Below are 22734 nucleotides of genomic sequence, written 5' to 3'. Positions count from 1 at the left end.
GAGTCCTGAGCTGCGGCACCCGCTGCCGTCAGTGGAGGGTCTGGCCTCGCTTGAGCATCTCGACGTACTCGGCGACACGCGCTGCACGTGACGCCGGCCGCTTGAGGTTCGCGACGCGGAACGACATCGCGAACCGGTTCTGCGCCGACTGGGCCGCGAACGCCTTCGCGATCTCGGGATCGGCGTCGAGGGCTTCCTGCAGCTCCGCGGGGATGTCGCCGTCGCGTTGCCGATACGCGCTGTCCCAGCGCCCGTCGGACTTGGCGCGCTCGATCTCGAGCAGACCGGAGGGCCGCATCCGACCCTCCTCGATCAGTCGGGTCACATGGCCGATGTTGACCTTCGACCAGATGCTCCGAGGCCGTCGCGGCGTGAACGTCTGCAGGAAGTAGTCGCCGTCGAGGGACTGCGACTGGCCGTCGATCCACCCGAAGCAGAGCGCGACGTCGAGTGCCTCGGGATAGGTGATCCCCGGCAGTTTCGACGCCTTCTTCCGCAGCCGCAGTCGGATTCCGCCGGGGTCGGGGTCGGCATCCAGCCATGCCTCCCACTCCGCGACCGAGTCCACATGCAGCTCGGGCTTGGCCACGCGGTTGCTCACAGCGGGAGGATAGCCTCCGCCTCCGACACGTGCGACCTGCCCGTAGGGGCCCGTCAGGGGATGGAGTAGATGCGTACGGACGACCCTGAGCCCGGGGTCGTCAGGGTTGCCGGCATCGGACGGTACCGGCCGTCGGTGTTGCGGCTCGCGAACGAGATGATCGGCCCCTCCGGCGAGTACTCCACTCGCGAGACCGTCATGGTGTGATCCAGTCCCGGACCGGTATCGCCCCAGTTGAAGACGCCGACATCGCCGATCCGGACCCGGTCGAGGTCGTCCGCCGTCGAGTAGGCGAATCCCTGCGCCGCGAGGTAGGCGTCGATGTCGGGCGTCGAGCGCCATGCCTTCGACGCTTTCCAGGGGCCGCCGGAGCGCCAGGAATCGTCCATGACCCAGCCGCGGGCGAGGAGTCCCTGGCTCGCGAAGTTGACGCAGTCGCCGCCGGCGGGGTTGTAGTCGCCCCACTGGGCCTCGTTGTAGTCGGTGGCGTGCGCCAGCAGGTACTCGAGCTGCGCATCGACCGAGCCGCCCGTGGGCTGGGAGCTGGAGGTCTTCGCGGCGGCGATGATGCCGTCGCGGTACGCCTGCGCGCTCGCGCGGACGGCGTCGGCGGCAGCGGTGGTCGCGGCGAGCGCGGAGGCGAGCTTCTCGGGCGGGGCCTTCTTGAGCGCCGTGATCCGGGCGTAGAGATCGTCCTCCACGCTCTTCTCCGCGTCCGACCACTGTCCGAGCACATCCTCCGCTCCTGCCGCCGCAGCCTTCCGGAACGCCGTGACGGCGTCGGCCATGGTCCGGGTTGCGGCTGCGGCGTTCTCATCGGACGGGTTCGCGCCGAGGGAGGCTTCGCGTGCGGACGTCAGCGCCGCTGACGCGTCGGCGGAGACCACGGTCGATGAGACGGCGAGGGCGTCACCGGCGATCCCGGCGAGGTCGGCGAGACTCGCGCGTGCGTCAGCGGCGGCGGCGGATGCGGCGATCCGGGGCGCGATGACGGCGACGCCGACCACGGCCAGCACCAGGACGAGCAGCACGGCCGCACGGCGGCGGCGGAACATGCGGCGGCGCGCCGCTCTCTCTCGCGCCGTCAAGGTCACGGCGCGAGAGTATCCCGCAGACAGCTCTCCGGGGCTGAGCCCGCGCGGGAAATCGCTATTGCAACGTTGTACTACACCGGTGTACCTTCGGCGGTACTACACCGGTGTACTACCTCGTCGACTCCCGCCGCGAACGGCTGTGAGCGAGACCCGTGCGCCGAGCAGCGGGCGCGTGTTCGCCCCTGCATCCTCCGAGAAAGGCTGTTCAATGAAGAATGAAACCGGGGTTCGATGGCCGCGCGGCCTCCGAGCCCGATCGGCGGTGGGGCTCGTCCTCGCCGCTTCCCTGGTCGGATTGGCGGCGGCCCCCGCCTCGGCCGCTCCTGACCCCTGGGAGTCGCAGTCGGGGATCTACCACCGCTTCACGGTCCCCAAGTCGAGTGTCCCGTCGAACGCCTGCGGCAACTCAACCGGTGCCGGCTCCGAGATCGAAGGCAACTTCGGGCCGTCGAAGACGTGGGCGCGGATGGGCCTCGACGCGAGCGGCGCGGACTGCGCCGCCAACATCGGCCCTCTCCAGCCGGGGCTGTACTACTACCAGTACGTGGCGACCAACGCGGATCGCTCGAGGGTCGCCTTCCGCAACCCCGCCAACCCTGTCGAGGTCACCTCGCACCCGGACTGGAACACCCTCTTCATCCCGGGGCCCGAGGTCGCCTGGATGGATGATGTGGCCCAGGGCGGCGGCTCCGTCGCCGAGCTGAGCTACCACTCGCCGGTCAGCCAGTCCGAGCAGTCCGTCGCGGTGTGGACTCCGCCGGGGTACACCACCAAGACCGCCAAGGCGCTCCCGGTGCTCTACCTGCTCTCCGACCAGGGGCAGTCGTTCCGCGAGTGGCTCGAGCTCGGTCGCGCGCGACAGATCCTCGACAACCTCGCGGTGAGCGGAGAGCTGTCGTCGATGGTCGTCGTGATGGCCGACGCCGGGGACACGAACCCCGGTGCCGAACTCCTGGACGGGATCGTGCCCGCTGTGAAGGCCGCGTACAACGTCTCGGGCAAGGTCAAGGAGAACGCGATCGCCGGCATCGGCCGGGGTGCCGCGCAGGCCATCGAGCTGGCGGCTGCCAAGCCCGGCGTCTTCGGCTCGGTCGGGTCGCTCTCCGGGTACCTCTCGGACAAGACGACGGTGACGCCCGATCAGGCGCGGAAGATCAACGCCAAGACCGATCTGCTGCGGTTCTACGTCGGCAACACGCTGGACCCGAACTACAACGGCACGTACGAGGCGATGACCACCCTCGCCCAGGCGGGCGTCCGGCTCGAGTTCGACGGCGTGCACCCGGAGACCGGCGGTGTCTGGGACACGTGGCGTGAGAACCTGCGCGACTTCGCCTCGCGCGCCTTCAAGCCGAGCGTCAAGGACCACGGGCTCACCGAGGGGCACCGGCCGCTCACCGAGCCGTACACGGCGCCGGCGACGGGGAGCATCACGACCCCGGACATCGACGAGAACGGCATGGTCACCTTCGAGACCGGCACCCAATGGGCCGACGCGAAGGACGTCGTGCTGTGGGGTGACTGGGCTCCGAACGGGCAGTGGTTCCGCATCCCGCTCACCAAGGTGGGCGACCGCTGGCGCACGACGATCGGACCGATCGACGGCTACTACTACTGGCGCTACGAGGTGAACGGCGTCGGCTTCCACGACCCTCAGGACACGAAGAACGTCGTGAACATGGAGAGTCAGCTGTTCGTGCCGGGTGGCGTGCGCACGCCGCTGCTGGCGGATGCGCTGGCCGACGAGACCGGAAAGCTCGACACCCTCAGCTACAACGGAGCCTTCGGCGCCTCGAAGGTCAAGGTGTGGACTCCTGTCGACTATGACCCGAACCGCGCTCAGCCCTATCCCGTGCTGTACCTGTACCACGGCTTCGGTCAGAACTACGCGGCGTGGACCGAGGTCGGCCGGGCCGCGCAGATCCTCGACAACATGTACGCCCAGGGCAAGATCAAGCCGATGGTCGTCGTGATGCCCGGCTACACGGGCGCGCCGTTCGACATCTGGAACGAGCTGTCGGGCAACGTCATGCCGCTCGTGAAGTCGCAGTACAACGTGTCGGACGACCCGGCGCAGCGTGCGATGGCGGGCCTGTCGTGGGGCGGCTTCCTCACGAACGGCACGATGGTGAACCACCCCGGGCAGTTCGCGTACTTCGGCATGTTCTCGCCGCCGTTCACCAACGCGACGATCAACCCTTCGACGCCCGGTGGTCAGACGGCCATCGCGACGACCAAGTCGGTCACCCTGTTCGCGGGTGACGTCGACACCGGCGCCGTCGGTGCGATCAACGGCATCGAGGCGTCGATGAACGCCAACGGGATCGCGGTCGCCAAGACGATCGTTCCCGGCCCGCACGGCTTCGACGTGTGGTGGCAGGGTCTCATCGACTTCCTGCCGCGGCTCTTCTAGCCGATGGACAGGTGCGGGGGTCGGGAGTCGCCGGCCCCCGCACTCGTTCGTCCGACGCGGTCCCGTGAGCGCGACCCCTCACGCGGCGCCGAGACCCCGCTGTAATACGCTGACCACTGAACCGACGGGAGGCGGGAACGCCGTGGCACGCAAGGCGAGCGGATCCGCGACGATCCGCGATGTCGCAGAGCGTGCGGGCGTGTCGATCAAGACGGTCTCGAACGTCCTGAACGGCTACCCCTACATCCGACCCGAGACCGACGAGCGCGTCCGCGACGCCATCCGCGAGCTGGACTACCACGTCAACGTGTCGGCGCGGAATCTGAGCCGCGGGCGCACGGGTGTCATCGCACTCGTGCTGCCGTCCCTTCGGGGCGTCTACTTCGCCGAGCTTGCAGACGCGATCATGCGAGAGGCGGCCGAAGTTGGCTGGACGGTCTTCATCCAGCAGACCAACGACGAGCGCGATCGCGAGGTGAGAGTCGTGACCGGCGGCTACCGCTCCATGGTCGACGGGGTCATCTACTCGCCTCTCGCCCTGGGACAGCAGGATGCCCCGCTCTTCGACGTCGACTTCCCGATGGTGCTGCTCGGCGAGCGCGTCTTCGACGTCGGGGTCGATCACGTCACGATGCACAACGTCGAGGGCGCGAGGGCCGCCGCGGAGCACCTCATCGCCCGCGGGGCGCGCACCATCGTGCCGCTCGGCGCGAAGGACGATCGCTCGGCGAGCAGTGGAACCCTGCGCATGCAGGGATTCCTGCAGGCTCTCGAGGCCCACGGGCTCGAGGTCGACCCCCGCGCGATCATCGGCGTGCCGGACTACTTCCATGCGACGGGCGCCGCGACCATGGCCGAGATCCTCGACCGCGGCGTCACCCCCGACGCGGTCGTCGCCTTCACCGACACCCTCGCGCTCGGAGCGCTCTCGACGCTCACCGTGCGAGGGTTCCGCGTGCCCGACGACGTGCAGCTGATCGGCTTCGACAACATCGAGGAGACCAGCTACTCCAGCCCGCCCCTGACGACGATCGATCTCGGCCGCGAAGCCGTCGCCGCCACGGCTGTCGCCCTGCTCGAGGAACGCATCCGGCTTCGGCTCGACGGCGTGGCCAAGGAGTCGCAACCTGGCCCGCGCAAGGTCGTCGTCGACTTCCGCTTGATCGAACGACAGTCGACCCGCAGCTGAGCGCGCCGGCAGCGCTGCGAGTGCAGGAGGATCCGAGGCGGGTGCACCGTCCCGCGTTACCGCGAGGACAGCAGCCGGACCGCCGGCAGATCCGCATCGGCCCAGTCCAGATCGCGCATCGTCGCGTGGTCGACCCAGCGCAGCTCGTCGTGGTCGGTGCTGGTCGCGGGCGCCTCGCCTTCGAGTCGCGCCCGCAGGCAGATGAGCCGGATCGGACCCGTGACGTCCGAGGTGAGGTGGCCGGTCACGAGGATCTCGACCGAGAGCTCCTCGCGGATCTCCCGCACGAGCGCCTCCTCGGGCGACTCGCCCGGTTCCACCTTGCCGCCGGGGAACTCCCACTTGCCGCCGGCGCTGCGACCGGGCGCTCGCCGGCACGCCAGGAAGAGCTCGTCCTGCTCGATCACGGCGGCGACGACGTCGATGGGATCGGGCATCCACCCATCGTGGCACCGCGGCGCGGCATCCACTCCTCTGAAGAGTGCGGGTCAGGCGGCGCCGGGTTCGTCGCGCAGCCCGACGCGGTCGGGGATGTCGAAGTGGACGTGCGGGAGCCACTCCGCCGGCTCGGGCCACGGGCGTGACGCCGGCAGGGCGCGCAGGCGGGCGCGGAGCGCGGACGACGAGGCCTCGACGGGAAGAACGCGCGACGGCGCGCGGTGGGCGAGCGCGCCGAGCCACCAGTGCCGCCAGGTGCCGTCGATCGCGTCGGGTCCCACGACGATGTAGTAGTCGGGCATGACGACGACGCCCGCATCGAACTGGGCGAGCACGGTGTCGACCTCCACCTCCAGGGTGCCGAGCGTCGCCTGCTCCCCGTAGAGCTCGACCCAGGCGGCCGCGACGTGCTCGAGCGGGTCGGCGTCGTGCACGACGTAGGGGGTGGATGCGGTGGCCAGAGCGCGGGACGTCTCGGCCGGCTCGGCGCCGCGCAGCGACATCGCGACGAGGGCGGGCAGCCCGTGCAGGCCGGCCAGGAGGGCGTCGCTCTCGGAACCGACGAGAGCGACGACGGTCGATCGGGGTGAGTGTTCCGTCGTGGGCGCCATGTTCCACGGTACGTCCGCGGGTGTTTCCGATGGGTGACACGCGGGCGACTTTCGGAAAACACGCGGATTCGGGATGCCGCGTCCGCCGTCCTCCGCACGCCTCGGCGGCGATGTCGGAGGGTCCGCCTAGCGTGAAGGGCATGCGGATCCTGCACACCTCGGACTGGCACATCGGGCGGTCGTTCCACGGCCATGCCACGCTCGATGCGCTCCGTGGCGTGCTCGGCGCGCTCACCGCACAGGTGCGCGAGCGCGGGGTCGACGTCGTCATCGTCGCCGGCGATGTGTTCGACTCGTCGGTGCCGAGCGCGGCCTGCTACTCGCTGCTGTCCGACGCGCTCCGCGACATCGCCCAGGCGGGCGCGCGCATCGTCGTGACGAGCGGCAACCACGACTCGGCGGCCCGACTCGGGTTCCAGTCGGCCCTGCTGCGCGACGGCATCCACGTCGTCACCGACCCGCTCACGATCGGCACACCGATCACGATCGCCGACGCGCACGGACCCGTCCACTTCTACGGCATCCCGTATCTCGAACCGGCGCTCGTCCGCACCCAGTGGGACGGCGTCGAGCTGCGCACTCAGCGCGAGTCGCTCGAGCACGCGATGGGGCTCATCCGGGCCGATCTCGCGACACGCGGGGGAGAGCGCAGCATCGCGGTCTCGCACTGCTTCGCCGCGGGAGTGGATGCCACGCCCGGGGTCGAGCGCGACATCCAGCAGGGCGGGCTCGACGTCGTGCCGCTCGCGACTTTCGACGGACCCGACTACGTGGCGCTCGGACACATCCACGGGCGCAACCGGCTGAGTGACCGCGTCCGCTACTCCGGCGCCCCGCTGCACTACAGCTTCGGCGAGGCGGGAAAGCCGCGCGGCTCGTGGCTCGTCGACCTCGACGCCGACGGCCTCGCCGCCGTCGAGTGGCTCGATCTTCCGGTGCCGCGGCGGCTCGCGCGCATCGAAGGGACGCTCGACGAGCTGCTCACCCACGAGCGCTTCACTGCTGATGAGGACGCGTGGGTGAGCGTGCGCTACACGGATGCCGCACCCCAGCGCGACCCGATGCGCCGGCTGCAGCAGCGATTCGCGTTCTGTGCCACCGTCGCCCACGCCCCGGCCATCGTGCCCGACGCCGACGGGCTGACGTATGCGGCCCGCGTGCGGGCGACCCGTGACGACCATGACCTCGTCGACGCCTTCCTCACGCACGTGCGCGGTGGGGTGGGGGCGACCGAGCGCGAGAGCGCCGTCATCCGCGAGGTCATCGCCGAGGTCGCAGCTGGCGCGACAGGCGAAGGTCTCGCGGCCGAGGCTGCCCGCGTCGCGCGGGAGAGCCGGGCGGGCGCCGCGTGAAGCTGCATCGCCTCGAACTCGCGGGCTTCGGTCCGTTCCTCGAACGTCAGACGGTCGACTTCGACGCGTTCGACGCCGACGGCCTCTTCCTCATCGCCGGTCGCACGGGGGCCGGCAAGTCGAGCATCCTCGACGGCATCTGCTACGTGCTGTACGGCACGGCACCGCGCTACGACGGGAGCGATCGGGGACTCCGCAGCGACCACGCCGGTCCCGCCGACCCCACCGAGGTGCGGCTCGAGTTCACGGCGGCGGAGCGCACCTGGCGCATCACCCGCACCCCGGAATACGAGCGGCCCAAGGCCCGCGGTGAGGGGATGACGCCCGCCAAGGCCACGGTGCTCCTGGAAGAGCTCGTCGACGGCGAGTGGGTCGGCCGCGCCGCGAAGGCGCGCGAGGTCGGCGACCTGCTCGAAGGGATCGTGGGCCTCAACCGCGAGCAGTTCCAGCAGGTCATCCTCCTCGCGCAGAACCGCTTCGCCGAATTCCTCCTCGCCAAGAACGACGACCGCCAGGCCCTGCTGCGGACGCTCTTCGGCTCGCGCCGTTACGAGGACTACGAGCAGGCGTTCGAGCAGCGGCGTCGCACGTCGCAGCAGGCGATGATGACGGAGGCCGCTACCCTCGACGCGCTTCTTGCGCAGGCCGAGGCGATCATCGCCGACGCCCGACTCGACGGCGACGAACGACGCGACTCGACACAGGAGCGCCGTGACGCGATCGAGCGGGCGGTTCCGCGCGCGGCGTATCGGGCCGACGAGTCTGCGCGCCGCCGCGACGACGCCGAAGCGCAGCACAATGCCGCACTCGCGACGTACGGTCAGCTGAGCGAGCGACGACGCGCGCAGGAGGAGCGTCTCATCGTCCGCGCCGCGTTCGCCGCCCTGGAAGAGCGCGAGCCGGCCGTGGCCGCCGACCGCGCGACGCTCGACCGTGCGCGTGCCGCGGAGACCCTGCGAAGCGCGATGGATGCTGCGGACTCTGCGCGAGCGGCAGCTTCCCGCGCCGCGTCCGGCGAAGCGGCAGCACGGTCGGCCTGGATCGGATCGGGCGAGGACGACGCCGACAGCCCGGCACTGCGCGCCCTCGTCGATCTGCTCGGCGGCGACCTCGCCGTCGCCGCCTCCGCCCTCGAGACCGAGCAGGCGCTCCCCGCGCTCGCGGCGGCGCGCGCCGAGCTCGATCGGCTCGTGCGTGCCTCCGAGGCGGCGATCGCGGATCTCGCCGAGGCGCACGCCGAGCGTGCGCTGCGGCTGGCCGATCTCGAACCGCGCCTCGTCGAGGAGCGAGCAGCGGCCCCCGCCGTCGCCCCTGCGCGGGAGGCGGCTGCCGCCGCGCGAACGCGGCTCGAGGCCGGGATCGAGGCGGCAGCGCTCGCCGTTCGTCTCCGGGAAGCGGAGGACGCCTACGCGCTCGCGCTCGAGGCCTCCGAGCAGGCGACCGCCGCCGTGCGACGGCTGCTGCAGCGCCGGCTCGAAGGCTACGCGGGCGAGCTCGCCACGACGCTCGTCGAGGGAGAGCCGTGCGCGGTGTGCGGGTCGACCTCGCATCCTCACCCCGCCGCTCCCGGCGATGAGCCCGTCACGGATGACGTCATCGCGACCGCCGAGACCGCGGCGACCGCCGCCGCGCAGCGGGCGGAAGAAGCATCGGGTCGGGCGCGCGAGGCGCGCACCGCGCACCACGAAGCGTCCGCCCGGGCCGGGGGCGAGACCGTCGATGCGCTCCGCGGTGCGGTTGCCGCTGCCGAGGAGGCCGTCCAGTACGCCGTGGCGGTCGAGGCGCGCATCGCGAGCCTCGAGGCGGAGACCGCGGGCATCCGTGCGGCCGATGTCGATGCCTCCGCTCAGCGGGAAGCGCTCACGGGCGCGCTCACACGCGCGGCGGAAGAACGCGCCGCGGCCCGCGAGCACGAGAAGGCGGCGCGCGAGAGCGTGGAGAACGCGCGCGGTGCGCACGAGTCGGTCGCGGCCCGCATCTCTGCCACAGCGCATCGCCGTGATCTGGCGCGCGCGCTCGCCGACGCGGCCGACGAGTCCGAGCGGCGGGCGCTCACCGCGCGAGCCGCGGAGGCCGATCGCGACGAGCGGATCGCGGCTTCCGCCTTCGCCGATGTCACGGACGCGCGCGACGCCCTGCGCGACCCCGCCGCCCAGGAGCGGCTCGCCGAGAGCGTCCGCGCGCACGAGATCGCGCTGTCCACGGAGAAGGAGCGCCTGCGGGTGCTCGAGACCGACCTCGCGGGCGTCCCCGATGAGCCGATCGACCTCACCCCGGCCGCGGAGGCAGCCGACGCCGCCCGTGCGGCCTGGAACGCCGCCGTGCGCACGGCGGCACGTGACGCCGAGGTGGCCGAGCAGCTGGCGAGGGCGGCATCCCGAGCCGGTGAAGCCCACGCCGAATCGGCGGAGCGCGCGGCCGACCACGAACTCATCACCGGGCTCGCCAACGCCGTGGCCGGCCGCACCGAGAGTCGCATGGATCTCGAGACCTTCGTGCTCGCGGCCGAGCTCGAAGAGATCGCGGTCGCCGCCAACGTGCGGCTCGACGCGATGTCGTCGGGACGCTTCCGGCTCCGGCACACCGATGCGGTCGGCGCGCGGAAAGTCGCCTCGGGGCTCGGGCTGGAGGTGCTCGACGCCTACACCGGTCAGGCGCGCACACCGCAGTCGCTGTCCGGCGGCGAGACGTTCCTCGCGTCGCTCGCACTCGCGCTGGGTCTCGCCGAGGTTGTGACGGCGAGGGCCGGGGGAGTGCGGCTCGACACGCTCTTCATCGACGAGGGCTTCGGGTCGCTCGACGCCGACACCCTCGAACTCGCGATGCGCACGCTCGACGAGCTGCGGCATGGCGGCCGCACGGTCGGGGTCATCAGCCATGTCGAGGCGATGAAGGAGCAGCTCCCCGCGCAGCTGCTCGTCGAGTCGACCCCGCGCGGTCCGAGTGTCGTGCGGTCGGCGTCCGCCGCGCCCGCGGCGGCGCTCTGAGAGCGGAGGCGGCGGTTCACCGGCTGCCGAGCGGAGCGCGACCCCGCCCGCCGGCTGCCGAGCGGAGCGCGACCCCGCCCGCCGGCATCCATGGGTCTCGGCAAACCCGTCGTTGTGCCCGTCCACCCTCGGGTATATGGTTTCCGCGTGACGGACCCGCCGGATCCGTCCTCGCCCGAATCGACGGTGATCAGGCCTTTGGCCGCGCCAGCCACGACGACGTGCTGGGGGTAAGCATGCGCAGTTCCAACCGACCGCGGCGCGCGTTCGCGGCGATCATCACCGGTGCCGTCCTCATCGCCGGCACCGTCTTCGGGGCATCCTCGGCGACGGCTGCACCGGCCCTCCCGGGCTCGATGGCCGCCCTCGGCGACTCGATCACCCAGGGGACGATGACGTGCAGCGCACTGTTCTCCTGCCCGACGAACAGCTGGTCGACGGGCTCGACCACCTCGGTCAACTCCCACGCGAGCCGGCTCCGAGCCGCCGGAGCTCCGCTCGCCGCCGTCTACAACGACGCCGTGATCTCCTCCACGTCCGCGGCGCTGCCCGGACAGGCGGACAGCGCCATCGCTCAGAAGGCCCAGTACGTCACGATCGAGATCGGCGCCAACGACGCGTGCACGAAGACCGTCGCGGGGATGACGCCGACCGCGACCTACGCGGCCAACGTCCAGACCGCGCTCGCGAAGCTGGGGGCGACCGGCACGCAGATCTTCGTCGCATCGGTGCCCAACCTGCTGCGGATGTACGAGCTCAACAAGTCGAGCCTCTCCGCCCGGCTGGCCTGGGCGACGCTGGGGGTGTGCCAGTCGCTCCTGGCCAACCCGAGCAGCACGGCGGCCGCCGACGTCGCCCGCCGCAACGCCGTGCAGCAGCGGGTCAGCGAGTACAACGCCGTGCTCGAGCAGGCCTGCAAGGTCACAGCGAACTGCCGCTTCGACGGCTACGCGGTCGCGAACTACGCCTTCGCCAAGAGCGACATCTCGACGCGCGACTACTTCCACCCGTCGCTCGCCGGCCAGGCGACCCTCGCGTCGATCACCTGGCCCAGGACGCAATGGGCATCATGAGCGCGCACAGCATCGGCGTCGGGGTGCGCTGAAGCGCTGGGGGAGAAGCGGCGGTCCGGGACATGGTCCTGGACCGCCGTTTCATGTCGGGGCTCGAGCCCGTGCGGCCAGCTCATCCCCTCAGCCGGAGCGGCCGCACGAGCACTCGCCGCTCGTCGCGCACCCACCGCGCCTTCGTGTTGCGGAACTCCTCCCGCGTCGAGAACCGGTAGCGGTAGGACAGCACGCGAACGGCCCGGGGCCGCTGCCCGCCGAACGGATCGCGCGCGAGGAGGCGCAGCGTTGCGGCATCCGCTTCGAGCAGCTTCACCAGGAACGCCGTGAACCAGTCCTCGAGCGATCGCCCGAGGGGCAGGAACCACATGAGCCAGTCGAGCCGCAGGTGGTACGGCGCCCACTGCCGAGGGATCGCCCGCACAGCGCCGGGCTTGCCTTTGAACCTGTACTCCTGCCAGTCCGCGTCGCCGGGGTCATCGGACAGAGTTCCCTCGACGACGTACTCGATCCGCCTCTTCGTGACGGTGCCGAACGCCCCGTACGCGTTCGCGAGCTGCCAGCGATTGAAGCTCGCGTTCATCAGCTGGCGTCGCGCGGCGAGGTTGCGCGCGGCGGGCCAGCTGATCGCGACGTACAGCAGCGCCACGATCCCGGTCAGGAGGACCCAGTACGTCGGCATCCCATCCACGATCCACGGCAGGTCCGAGCGCGGGGCGGAAGACGGCGCACCGATGCCGGGCAGCCCGATCGCCGAGCACGCCACGACGATCGTGGCCCAGTTGAGCCACGCGAAGTTGCCGGTCACGACGAGCCACAGCTGCGTGGCGATGACGATGGATGCCGCCACCGTCCCGACGATCGCGGGCCAGGGCCCCGGAACCCAGAGCCCCACGATCGGGGTGAAGACGAACCACGGCACGACGAGCTGCGCGAAGTGGTTGCCGAGCACTTCGCCCTTGTGGAACCACCGGGGGAGGAGGTGCGCCTGGCGGCTGAGGGGTCCCGGCATCGGCTGCGTCTCGTGGTGGTACGTCAGGGCCGTGAGGTCGCGCCACTCGCGGCCGCCGCGGATCTTGATCATCCCCGCGCCGAACTCGAGCCGGAACAGCAGCCACCAGAACAGCACGATCACCGCGGTCGGCGGCGGTTCGTGGCCGGACCCGAGGAACGCGGCGAGGAACCCCGCCTCGAGCAGCAGCATCTCCCAGCCGAAGCCGTAGAACGTCTGCCCGATCGAGGTCACCGACATGTACCCGAGCCACAGCGCGAGGAAGCACAGCATCGGCACCCACGGCGGCGCGAGCTGCGGGATTCCGACGACGAGCAGGGCGCCCAGGGTCATCCCCGCCCAGCACAGCGCGGCCAGGCGACGGTCGGTGTAGCGCCAGCGGAGGAAGAGCGACGGGTGAAGCATCCGTCGGCGCGCTTTCGATGACGACGCCCACGCGAGCAGCTGCGGTGCGGGAAGCAGCCCGCTCTCGCCGAGCAGCGGCCGGAACTGATTGAGCGTCGAGAGGAACGCGATGACGAAGAGCGCGGCGATTCCCCGCTGCAGCACCTGCCGAGCGAACTCGAAGTCGACCGCCGCGAATCCGTCCATGGCTCACCCGAACAGGTCGTCGAGCTCCACCGGCACACCGGCGAGGTCGCTCAGCGCCTGCCGTGCCGCGAACCAGCCCGCCATGCCGTTCACGCCGGGGCCGGGAGGGGTGGATGCCGAGGCGAGGTAGACGCCGCGCATCGGTGTGCGCCACGGGGTCGGTGACAGCACCGGGCGGCGGAACGCCTGCGCGAAGGTGAACGCGCCGCCGAGGATGTCCCCTCCGATGTCCGACGGGTTGAACGCGGCGCGCTCGGCTGCCGTCATGACGCTCGAGGCGATGATGCGGTCGCGGAAGCCCGGTGCGAAGCGCTCGACCTGCCGGGTCACGAGCTCGGTGGGGTCGAGCGTCGACCCCGCAGGCACGTGCACGTACGTCCACAGGGTCTGCTTCCCGGCGGGGGCACGTGTCTCATCGAGGATCGACGGCTGCACCGTCAGGACGTACGGCCGCTCGGTGACGCGCCCCGCCGCGACGGCGTTCTCGCTCGCCTCCACCTCGTCGCGCGTGCCGCCCACGTGCACCGTGGGGGACCGTGCGACGTCGGGGTGCGCCCACGGCACCGCCCCGTCGAGGGCGAAGTCGACCTTCGCCGCCGCCTGACCGTACCGGTAGCGCCGAAGGGCTCGGGCGTAAGACGGCGGGATGTCCGGATGCGTGAGGGCCAGGCGCGGCGACGTGTCGAGCAGCAGCAGGTCGCCCGCGGCCGGATCGCCCCAGTCGAGGCGCGCGAGCGAGCCGACGAACGTGTCGGGCTCGACGGCTCCGCCGTGCGCATGGAGGTCGGCGACGAGCGCGTCGGCGACCGCCTGGGCGCCCCCGCGCGGATACGCCCACCCGTCCCGCGCGTGCGCGTGGGCGATGAGGAAGAGGGCGGATGCCGCGGCCCCCACGTCGGGCAGCGAGCGATTGGCGTGCGCGACGACGCCGGAGAAGAGCGCGGCGCCCTCGTCGGTGCGCCATGTCAGCTGCCCGAGCGGAGTGCCGAGCTGGAGCGCCCGCAGTCCGAAACGGACGGTCGTGACGGGGTGGCGCGGCATCCTGAGCAGCTGATGACCGGTGAAGTCGACGACGGAGTCGAGGTGCCGAGTGAGCGGGCGGACGACGGCGCGCCACGTGCCGGCATCCCGTCCCAATCCGCGCGCCGTCCGCTCGAGGCTGTGCCAGGCGATCGCGGCGCGGGGGTCGCCGCCCGGGCCCGCCGGGTCGAGCGGCTGCGCGAACGAGATCTCGGGCACGATCCACTCCACGCGCTCCCGGAGGCCGAACGCGCGGAAGAACGGCGAGCTCATCGCGGCGGGGTGCACGGCCGATCCGACATCGTGGCGGAAGCCCGGCACGGTCAGCTCCGCCGTCCGCGTGCCGCCGCCGATCGTGCTCGATGCCTCGAGCACCCGAACCTCGTAGCCCGCGCGGGCGAGCGCGACGGCGGCGGCGAGTCCGTTCGGTCCGCTGCCCACGACCGTCGCACGTCTGGCCATGGTCACAGTCTTCCATCGGCGTCCGGGCGCGCGTCGGGGGGTTGACGAACCGAGGGGATGCCGCGGCCCGCCGTGCCGCGCGTGCAGCCGGCCACCGGATGCGACAGGATGAAGAGCGGCGGCTCGCCTCGCATCCGGCCCCGCAGGAAGAGGTCTCTCGATGGAATCGGTACTGCTCGACACCCCCTCCGGCATCGGAGCCCGCCTCGGCTGGGATCCGAAGATGACCGAGCACGACCGCAAGCGCACGCTCGCGCGGCAGCTCGTGGCGGCCCGGCTCGGCATCGAGGAGAAGGCCGTGCGCATCCAGCGCGAAGCGCCCGCGCAGTTCGGCTTCCACACGCAGCTGTTCGCCGAGGTCGACGAGCAGGAGCTCCCCTTCGAGATCCGCACCGCGAGCTTCCGGGCCGCGACCGTCGCCGCGATCGCCGACGAGGGCGTGAAGCTCGGCATCGATCTGCGCGACTCGCACCCCGACGACGCGACGCTGTCCGAGATGCGCCGCCACTCGCACCTGTTCGACGAGGACAACGTCCCCTCGCTCATCTCGCACTGGACCCGGGTGCAGGCCGTCCGCGAGGCCGACGGCCGCGGCGTGCGGATGAAGCCCGAGTACGTGCGGCTCGACCTGTCGAAGAACAAGGGCTGGATCCCCGATCGCCCCGTGCACTACTCGCTGCTCGACCTGTCGCGGGACGGCTGGATCATCACGCTCGCGTATCAGAACGAGAACTGAGGCCGCGCGGCGCCGTGGGTCGTGAGCTGCCCGTCCTAGTGACGGGAGCGACGGGCTTCGTCGCGGGTCATGTCATCGCCGAGCTCCTGCGCGCAGGTCACGACGTGCGCGCGACCGTGCGCGATCCCGCGCGCGCCGAGCTCGGGTACCTGCGCGCGATCGCGGCAGAGACCGACCGGCGCTTCGACGTCGTTGGGGCCACCCTCGACGCCGACGACGGCTGGGCGGCGGCTGTCGACGGAGTGGATGCCGTCCTCCACGTCGCCTCGCCCGCGCCGAAATCCCGCCCGCGAAACCCGCAGGACGTCATCCGGCCCGCCGTCGAGGGCACGCGTCGCGTCGTCGGCGCGGCGGCTGCCGCCGGAGTGCGACGCGTCGTGCTCACTTCGTCGACGTCGGCGGTGGTCGGCGGCCATGACCGGCGCGACGGACGGGTGCGGACCGAGGACGACTGGTCGGACGTCGGCCGCTGCGACCCGTACGACTCCAGCAAGACCCTCGCCGAGCGCGAGGCATGGCGCCTCGCCGAGGAGTCCGGTCTCGATCTCGTCGCGGTCTGCCCGGGCCTCATCCTCGGACCGCTCCAGCGGCGCGGCACGAACGTCTCGATGGACGTCCTCGACCAGCTGCTCTCACGCTCCGTTCCGGCCCTTCCGCGCATCGGCTTCGCGATCGTCGATGTCCGCGACGTCGCAGTCGCGCACCGGCTCGCGCTGGAGCGGCCGGAGGCGAGCGGGCGTTACATCCTGTCGGCGGAATCGGCCTGGCTCGTCGAGCTCGCTCGGATCCTGGATGCCGCCTTCCGCGCCCGCGGCTACCGCGTGCCGCTCGCGCAGCTGCCGTCGTGGGTCATCCGCGCCGGCTCGCCGCTGAACCCCTCGCTGAAGCTCGCGCTCCCGCTGCTCGACCAGCCGGTCCTCGTGTCGTCGGCGCGGGTTCAGGACGAACTGGGCTGGACGACACGCGCCCTGCCCGAGACGGTCGTCGACGCGGGGGAGTCCCTCGTCGAGTTCGGGTACGGGCGCCGGCGGTAGCGGCCGGGTGCGCGTGCGACGCGCCGGCGACCGGCGCTGAGGCGACCGGCCCCGAGATCACGCCTCCGGCGCGTACTCCGGCAGCGCCGCGTCGAGCTCCGCGAGCCAGACGTTCGCGTTGCCGTCCGACGGGGCGCGCCAGTCGCCGCGCGGCGACAGCGAGCCGGCGGGCGACACCTTCGGCCCGTTCGGGATCGCCGAGCGCTTGAACTGGGCGAAGGCGAAGTAGCGCTTGAGGAACACCCGCAGCCACTTCACGATCGTCGGGAGGTCGTACGCGTAGCGGTCCTCGTCGGGGAAGCCGGGAGGCCAGGCTCCCGCATCCTGATCCCGCCACGACTGCTCCGCGACGAACGCGATCTTGGAGGGGCGCATGCCGAAGCGCAGGATCCAGTACAGCGCGAAGTCGTGCAGCGCGTACGGGCCGATGCGGTCCTCCGTCGACTGCATCCTGCCGTCTTGCCCGGCCGGCACGAGCTCGGGGCTGATCTCCGTGTCGAGCACCGACTGCAGCACATCGCGGGCGCGCTCGGTGAGGTCGGTCGAGCCGCCGTCGTGACCCTCCTGCGCGATGACCCAGCGGATGACGTGCTGGATGAGGGTCTTGGGCACGCCCGCGTTGACCGCGTAGTGGCTCATCTGGTCGCCCACGCCGTACGTCGCCCAGCCGAGCGCGAGCTCAGACAGGTCGGACGTGCCGATCACCATGCCGCCGTTCTGGTTCGCCAGGCGGAAGAGATAGTCGGTGCGCAGGCCGGCCTGCACGTTCTCGAACGTTATGTCGTGGACGGGTTCGCCGTCGGCAAAGGGATGCCCGATCCGCTCGAGCATCTCGCTCGCGGCGGGGCGGATGTCGATCGTCTCGATCGTGGCGCCGATCGTCTCGGCCAGGGCGATCGCATTGGACTTGGTGTGCTCGCTCGTCGCGAACCCCGGCATCGTGTACGCGAGGATGTCGCTGCGCGGACGCTCCATGCGGTCCATCGCCCGCGCGACCACGAGGAGCGCGTGCGTCGAGTCGAGGCCCCCGCTCACTCCGATGACCGGTTTGGGGTCGCCGATCGCGCGCATGCGCTGGATGAGCCCCGAGACCTGGATGTTGAAGGCCTCGTAGCAGTCGAGCGCGAGCCGGGCGGGGTCGTCGGGCACGAAGGGGAAGCGGTCGAGCGGCCGCCGCAGGCCGATGTCGGTCGCGGGCGGATCGAGCTCGAAGTGCACGGTGCGGAAGTGCGGGTCGCTCGTGCGGCGGTTGTCGTCGAACGTGCCCTGGCGCAGGCGGTCCTGTCGCAGGCGGTCGAGGTCGACGTCGGCGACGCTCCGCCGCGGACCGTCGGGGAACCTCTCGGTCTCGGCGAGCAGCAGGCCGCCCTCGTAGATCATCGTCTGACCGTCCCACGAGACGTCGTTGGTCGACTCGCCCATGCCCGCGGCCGCGTACGCGTACGCCGCGAGGCAGCGCAGGGACTGCGACTGGCAGAGGTTCTTGCGGTCCTCCGCGCGCGCGATCGTGATGGGGCTGCCCGACAGGTTGAGCAGCACGGTCGCCCCGGCGAGGGCGGCCGACGACGACGGCGGGATCGGCACCCACACGTCCTCGCACACTTCGACGTGCACGACGAGCCCCTCGACGTCGAGCGCCTCGAACAGCAGATCGGGGCCGAACGGCGCCTCGTACTCGCCGACGCGGATGTCCTGCCCGGCCTGGTCGTCGCCGGGGGCGTACCACCGGCGCTCGTAGAACTCGCGGTAGGTGGGCAGGTACGACTTGGGCACGACGCCGAGCAGCTCGCCGCGATGGATCACGAGCGCGCAGTTGTAGAGGCGGTTGCGATGGCGGAGCGGGGCCCCGACGACGAGCACGGGAAGGAGGTCTTCGGATGCCTCGACCAGCCGCGCGACCGCCGCGACGACGGCATCCAGCACGGCGTCCTGCATGAAGAGGTCGTCGATCGAATAGCCGGTCAGGCACAACTCGGGGAAGACCGCGACGGCCGTGCCGTCGGCGTCGCACTCGCGGGCGGTGGCGAGCACCGCCTCGGCGTTCGCGACGGGATCCGCAAGCGTGAGGGGGATCGTGCACGCGGCGACCCGCGCGAAGCCGTGTCGGTACGCGCTCTCGAACGGGAGGCTCATGTCCCCAGTCTGGCAGGACCGCCCGGCACCGGAGATCCTGCAGCGCGGCGGGAAACGGTGTCGGAGGGCGCGGCTAGGGTCAAGGGGCGAGGAAAGGGGACCATGCGTTACATCGAGGACGAAGGCCGGATCGTCTGGAGCGCGAGCGACCTCAAGGCGGCCGCCGAGTGCGAGTTCGCCTGGCTGCGGGGCATCGACGCGCGCCTCGGGCGTATCGCAGCGGTGGTCGAGCCCGAGGACGCGACCCTCGTCCGCGCCGGTCTCCTCGGCGGCGAGCACGAACGCCGCGTGCTCGGCGAGTATCGCGCGCGGTACGGCGACGCCGTGGTCGAGATCCCCGAGACCAGATCGGGGGATGCCGCGGCCCTCGCCGACGCCGTGGCGATGACGAATGCGGCGCTGGCCTCCGAGGCCCGCGTCGTCTACCAGGCCGCGTTCTCCACGCACGAGTTCGTCGGATTCGCCGACTTCCTCGTGCGCGGCCCCGATGACCACTGGATCGTGCAGGACACGAAGCTCGCGCGCCGCGCGCGCGTCACGGCGCTCATGCAGCTCGCGGCCTACGTCGTCCAGCTCGACCGTCTCGGCGTGCCGCGTGCCGGCACCGTCGAGCTGCTGCTGGGCGACGGATCGGTCTCGGTCCACGAGGTGGACGACCTGCTGCCCGTCTTCGAGCTCCGCCGGGAGCGGCTCCGCGCCCTCGTCGCCGACCGTCGGCTCGACCTCGGCGCCGCCGGCGCACCCATCGCCTGGGGCGATGACCGCGGCGAGCTCGCGGTCGTCGCATGCGGACGCTGCGCGACGTGCGACGCCGAAGTGATCGCCCACCGCGACCTCCTACTTGTGGCGGGCATGCGTCCCGTGCAGCGCGACCGCCTGCGCGCAGCGGGCATCGCGTCGATCGACGATCTCGCCGTCGCCCCCACCGCGCCGCCGCACATGAATCCCGATGCGTTCGCGATGCTGCGGACGCAGGCGCGCCTGCAGCTCGCCAGCCCCGCCGGGGTCGGCATCCCTCCGCTCGTGGCGCCCGCCGTCGATATGCAGCCTGTCCCGGTCATCGACCCGATCCCGGGTCTGCAGGCGGTCGCCGAGCTCGCCGAGCCGCCGGCCGCCGCCACGGCTCCCGAGCGTGTCGAGGGGTCCACTCTGACCGCCCTCGCGACGCTGACCGTGCCGCCCGTGCCCGTGCCGACGTACGAAGTCGTCCACCCGAAGGCGCTGGCGGCGCTTCCGCGTCCCGATCTCGGCGACCTCTTCTTCGACTTCGAGGGCGACCCGCTGTACACCGAGACTCCGCCGCCCGGCACGCCGGCGCAGTGGGGCATCGACTACCTGTTCGGATTCACCGATCTCGACGAGCAGTACTCCGCGCTGTGGGCGCACTCGTTCGCCGAGGAGCGCGAGGCTCTCGAGAGGTTCATCGACCTCGTCACTCTCCGCCGTGCCCAGCATCCCGGCATGCACATCTATCACTACGCGCCGTACGAGCCGACGCACCTGCTGTCGATGGCCGCCCGCCACGGCACGCGCGAGTCCGACGTCGACCGGCTGCTGCGCGACGGCGTCTTCGTCGACCTGTATCCGATCGTGCGGCGCGCGCTCCGCGTCGGATCGCGCTCGTACTCGATAAAGAAGCTCGAGCCCCTCTACATGGGCGCCGAGGTGCGCACGAGCGATGTGCAGAAGGGCGACGACTCGATCGTCAAGTACGTGCAGGCGCGCGCCCTCGAGGAGGACGGCGCCCGCGACGAGGCCCGTCTCATCCTCGACGACCTCGCCGACTACAACCGCTACGACTGCGTCTCGACGAGGCGGCTGCGCGACTGGCTGGTCGACCGCGCGCGCGAGGCGGAGCTGGTCCCCTCGCCCAATCCCGAGCCCGCCGAGGCCGCGTACGAGCCGTCGCCCCGCGCGCTCGCTCTCGCCGGGCTCGCCCGTGACCTGTCGGAGGACGACGCCGACGGCATGGCCCTGCGTCTCGGCTCCGCGGCCATCGACTACTACCCGCGCGAGTCGAAGACGTTCTGGGCCACGCATTTCCTGCGCATCCGCGAGCCCGTCTCGGTGTGGGAGGACGCGCGCGACGTCGTCGTGCTCGACCACGAGCGCTGCCGGGTGCTGGAGGACTGGCACTTCGCCGAAGGCGGCCGCGGAGGCGAGCGCCGGCTCATCGAGCTGCGCGGCGAGCTCGCTCCCGGCACTCGGCTCAGCGAGGGGGTGAACCCGTTCGCTCTCTACGAGCTGCCCGCGCCGTACCCCTTCCCGGCGACGCCGCGGTGGATCCACTCCTACCGCTCCGTCTCGGTGGTGGAAGTGCTCGACGACGGCGCGATCGTGCAGGAGACGGCTGTCGACGGTGTGACCTGGTCGGAGTTCCCGATCGCCCTGACTCCCGCGGCGCCGCCCGCTGCGGGCAATCAGCAGAATGCGATCGACGCGTGGGCCGACACGGTGATCGCGGCCTCACCGGGTCTGCCTGAGGACGCCGCGACGGACATCCTGCGCCGCCGTCCGCCGCGGACGCGGTCGGGGGAGCTCGCTGCGTCCCGGGGAGACGACGTCGCAGCGATCACCGCGTCGCTCCTCGACCTCGACCACAGCTACCTCGCCGTGCAGGGCCCGCCCGGAACCGGCAAGACATACGTCGGATCGCACGTCATCGCCCGTCTCGTGCGCGACCACGGCTTCAAGGTCGGCGTCGTCGCGCAGTCGCACAACGTGATCGAGAACATGCTCGACCGGGTCGTCGCGGCCGGTGTCCCGCGGGAGCAGGTCGCGAAGGCGCCGAAGGATGCCGCGGCCGAGGTGTCGTTCACCCCGATCGCCAAGAACGGTGTCGCGGGCTTCGTCGCCGAGCAGCCCGGCGGGTTCGTCCTGGGCGGCACCGCCTGGGACTTCAGCCACGAGGGCCGCGTCCCGCGCGGGAGCCTCGACCTCCTCGTGATCGACGAGGCAGGCCAGTTCTCGCTGGCCTCGACGATCGCCGTGTCGCTCGCCGCGCCCCGTCTTCTGCTCCTGGGCGATCCGCAGCAGCTGCCGCAGGTGAGCCAGGGCACCCACCCCGAGCCTGTCGACACGTCCGCGCTCGGCTGGGTCATCGACGGCGCCGATGTCATCCCGCCCGAGTACGGCTACTTCCTCGGTACGACCTGGCGCATGCACCCCGCCATCGCGGCGCCGGTCTCGACACTGTCGTATCGCGGTGAGCTCGCGTCGCACGCGTCCGCGGGCCTGCGCGTGCTCCACGGCGTCGCTCCGGGACTGCATCCGATCCCCGTCGCGCATCACGGCAACGCGACGTGCTCCGCCGAGGAGGCCGAGGTGGTGGTCGGCCTCGTGCGCTCGCTCGTCGGCACACCGTGGACCGGCACCGAGACCGACGATGAGGGAACGGTCAGCCTCCTCGAGACGCGGCCGCTCGAGCAGCGCGACATCATCGTCGTCACGCCCTACAACGCGCAGCAGGTCGAGGTCGAGCGCGCGCTCGCGGCAGAGGGATTCACCGACGTGCCCGTCGGGACGGTCGACCGGTTCCAGGGCAAGGAGGCGGTCGTGGCGATCGTCTCGCTCGCGGCGTCGTCAGGACGCGATGCCCCGCGCGGTCTGGAGTTCCTGCTGCTGCGCAATCGGCTCAACGTTGCCATCTCCCGGGCCATGCATACCGCCTACCTCGCCTACGCTCCCGGACTGCTCGACGACCTTCCGCGCACCCCCGAAGGAGTGGCCCGGCTGAGCGGCTTCGCACGTCTGGTCGGAGCGTCGACGACTTAACGGGGCGGCTCTCAGATGTCAACCCCGTACGGCTATTTTTCTTGTCCGGTTAGCCTTGCAGAGCGTCATCACGACGCAGGTGCGGTACCCGTTCGGCGAGGGGCGGGTGCCGCACCACTTTCATTCTCAGGCCTCTGCGACCGCCTGTTCAGGGTGTTGACACGGGAGGCCGTGCCTGCTCCGCATGATCGCAGGCGCGCCGAGCCGCGGCGCCACGAGA

Annotated in this window: 15 protein-coding genes; 8 read left to right on the top strand and 7 right to left on the bottom strand. The window is 71.4% G+C overall.

Features of this window, described 5'->3' with window-relative positions; genetic code table 11:
• Positions 1-28: 28 nt before the first annotated feature.
• Complete coding sequence (locus AAIB33_RS12190; RefSeq protein WP_345800223.1) at positions 29-601, bottom strand: YdeI/OmpD-associated family protein; 573 nt, start codon at positions 599-601, stop codon at positions 29-31.
• 53 nt (positions 602-654) lie between these two features.
• Positions 655-1695: an amidase domain-containing protein gene (locus AAIB33_RS12185; protein ID WP_345800222.1), complete on the bottom strand. Its 1041-nt coding sequence runs from the start codon at positions 1693-1695 to the stop codon at positions 655-657.
• 208 nt (positions 1696-1903) lie between these two features.
• On the opposite strand from AAIB33_RS12185, the gene AAIB33_RS12180 reads away from it, so the two are divergent.
• Positions 1904-4108: an alpha/beta hydrolase-fold protein gene (locus AAIB33_RS12180; RefSeq protein WP_345800221.1), complete on the top strand. Its 2205-nt coding sequence runs from the start codon at positions 1904-1906 to the stop codon at positions 4106-4108.
• A 142-nt stretch (positions 4109-4250) separates the two neighbouring features.
• Positions 4251-5297 (top strand): LacI family DNA-binding transcriptional regulator, encoded by a 1047-nt coding sequence (locus tag AAIB33_RS12175; RefSeq protein WP_345800220.1) that lies wholly within the window; start codon positions 4251-4253, stop codon positions 5295-5297.
• Positions 5298-5353: 56 nt separating this feature from the next.
• Here AAIB33_RS12175 and AAIB33_RS12170 read toward each other — a convergent pair whose 3' ends face one another.
• Together AAIB33_RS12170 and AAIB33_RS12165 are read right to left on the bottom strand one after the other, a co-directional pair.
• Positions 5354-5734 (bottom strand): (deoxy)nucleoside triphosphate pyrophosphohydrolase, encoded by a 381-nt coding sequence (locus AAIB33_RS12170; protein WP_345800219.1) that lies wholly within the window; start codon positions 5732-5734, stop codon positions 5354-5356.
• Positions 5735-5785: 51 nt separating this feature from the next.
• Positions 5786-6346 (bottom strand): hypothetical protein, encoded by a 561-nt coding sequence (locus AAIB33_RS12165; RefSeq protein ID WP_345800218.1) that lies wholly within the window; start codon positions 6344-6346, stop codon positions 5786-5788.
• A gap of 140 nt (positions 6347-6486) precedes the next feature.
• Here AAIB33_RS12165 and AAIB33_RS12160 point away from each other — a divergent pair, with 140 nt between their 5' ends.
• The 3 genes from AAIB33_RS12160 (at position 6487) to AAIB33_RS12150 (ending at position 11758) form a co-directional block, all read left to right on the top strand.
• Positions 6487-7698, top strand: a complete 1212-nt coding sequence (locus AAIB33_RS12160; protein ID WP_345800217.1) for an exonuclease SbcCD subunit D — start codon at positions 6487-6489, stop codon at positions 7696-7698.
• Positions 7695-10685 (top strand): AAA family ATPase, encoded by a 2991-nt coding sequence (locus AAIB33_RS12155; RefSeq protein WP_345800216.1) that lies wholly within the window; start codon positions 7695-7697, stop codon positions 10683-10685. Before AAIB33_RS12160 ends, AAIB33_RS12155 begins: the two co-directional genes overlap by 4 nt.
• 236 nt (positions 10686-10921) lie before the next feature.
• Complete coding sequence (locus AAIB33_RS12150) at positions 10922-11758, top strand: GDSL-type esterase/lipase family protein (RefSeq protein WP_345800215.1); 837 nt, start codon at positions 10922-10924, stop codon at positions 11756-11758.
• Between the two features lie 112 nt (positions 11759-11870).
• On the opposite strand, the gene AAIB33_RS12145 is transcribed toward AAIB33_RS12150, so the two are convergent.
• A complete protein-coding gene (locus AAIB33_RS12145) occupies positions 11871-13355 on the bottom strand; it encodes a lipase maturation factor family protein (RefSeq protein WP_345800214.1) in 1485 nt (494 codons plus the stop codon).
• Between the two features lie 3 nt (positions 13356-13358).
• On the bottom strand, positions 13359-14837 hold the full coding sequence (locus tag AAIB33_RS12140; protein ID WP_345800213.1) for an NAD(P)/FAD-dependent oxidoreductase: 1479 nt from the start codon (positions 14835-14837) through the stop codon (positions 13359-13361).
• A 160-nt stretch (positions 14838-14997) separates the two neighbouring features.
• On the opposite strand from AAIB33_RS12140, the gene AAIB33_RS12135 reads away from it, so the two are divergent.
• Positions 14998-15573: a hypothetical protein gene (locus AAIB33_RS12135; RefSeq protein WP_345800212.1), complete on the top strand. Its 576-nt coding sequence runs from the start codon at positions 14998-15000 to the stop codon at positions 15571-15573.
• A 14-nt stretch (positions 15574-15587) separates the two neighbouring features.
• Positions 15588-16607: an NAD-dependent epimerase/dehydratase family protein gene (locus AAIB33_RS12130; protein WP_345800211.1), complete on the top strand. Its 1020-nt coding sequence runs from the start codon at positions 15588-15590 to the stop codon at positions 16605-16607.
• A gap of 57 nt (positions 16608-16664) precedes the next feature.
• On the opposite strand, the gene AAIB33_RS12125 is transcribed toward AAIB33_RS12130, so the two are convergent.
• The gene (locus AAIB33_RS12125; protein ID WP_345800210.1) at positions 16665-18740 is read right to left on the bottom strand and encodes an NAD(+) synthase; all 2076 of its coding nucleotides are present in this window, start codon (positions 18738-18740) and stop codon (positions 16665-16667) included.
• Between the two features lie 102 nt (positions 18741-18842).
• Here AAIB33_RS12125 and AAIB33_RS12120 point away from each other — a divergent pair, with 102 nt between their 5' ends.
• Positions 18843-22514 carry a TM0106 family RecB-like putative nuclease gene (locus AAIB33_RS12120; RefSeq protein ID WP_345800209.1) on the top strand — a complete coding sequence of 1224 codons (3672 nt, stop codon included), beginning with the start codon at positions 18843-18845 and terminating at the stop codon, positions 22512-22514.
• Positions 22515-22734 lie beyond the last annotated feature (220 nt).

It is taken from the genome of Microbacterium sp. AZCO, from assembly GCF_039614715.1.
Classification (GTDB): Bacteria; Actinomycetota; Actinomycetes; order Actinomycetales; family Microbacteriaceae; genus Microbacterium.
Note: the sequence above shows the minus strand (reverse complement) of the source record. Positions and strands in the feature narration are given on the sequence as shown.

Coding starts and splice junctions, on each gene's coding strand:
- AAIB33_RS12135 (WP_345800212.1), top strand. CDS start 14,998: ATGGAATCGGTACTGCTCGACACCCCCTCCGGCATCGGAGCCCGCCTC.
- AAIB33_RS12165 (WP_345800218.1), bottom strand. CDS start 6,346: ATGGCGCCCACGACGGAACACTCACCCCGATCGACCGTCGTCGCTCTC.
- AAIB33_RS12120 (WP_345800209.1), top strand. CDS start 18,843: ATGCGTTACATCGAGGACGAAGGCCGGATCGTCTGGAGCGCGAGCGAC.
- AAIB33_RS12170 (WP_345800219.1), bottom strand. CDS start 5,734: ATGCCCGATCCCATCGACGTCGTCGCCGCCGTGATCGAGCAGGACGAG.
- AAIB33_RS12180 (WP_345800221.1), top strand. CDS start 1,904: ATGAAGAATGAAACCGGGGTTCGATGGCCGCGCGGCCTCCGAGCCCGA.
- AAIB33_RS12140 (WP_345800213.1), bottom strand. CDS start 14,837: ATGGCCAGACGTGCGACGGTCGTGGGCAGCGGACCGAACGGACTCGCC.
- AAIB33_RS12150 (WP_345800215.1), top strand. CDS start 10,922: ATGCGCAGTTCCAACCGACCGCGGCGCGCGTTCGCGGCGATCATCACC.
- AAIB33_RS12160 (WP_345800217.1), top strand. CDS start 6,487: ATGCGGATCCTGCACACCTCGGACTGGCACATCGGGCGGTCGTTCCAC.
- AAIB33_RS12125 (WP_345800210.1), bottom strand. CDS start 18,740: ATGAGCCTCCCGTTCGAGAGCGCGTACCGACACGGCTTCGCGCGGGTC.
- AAIB33_RS12145 (WP_345800214.1), bottom strand. CDS start 13,355: ATGGACGGATTCGCGGCGGTCGACTTCGAGTTCGCTCGGCAGGTGCTG.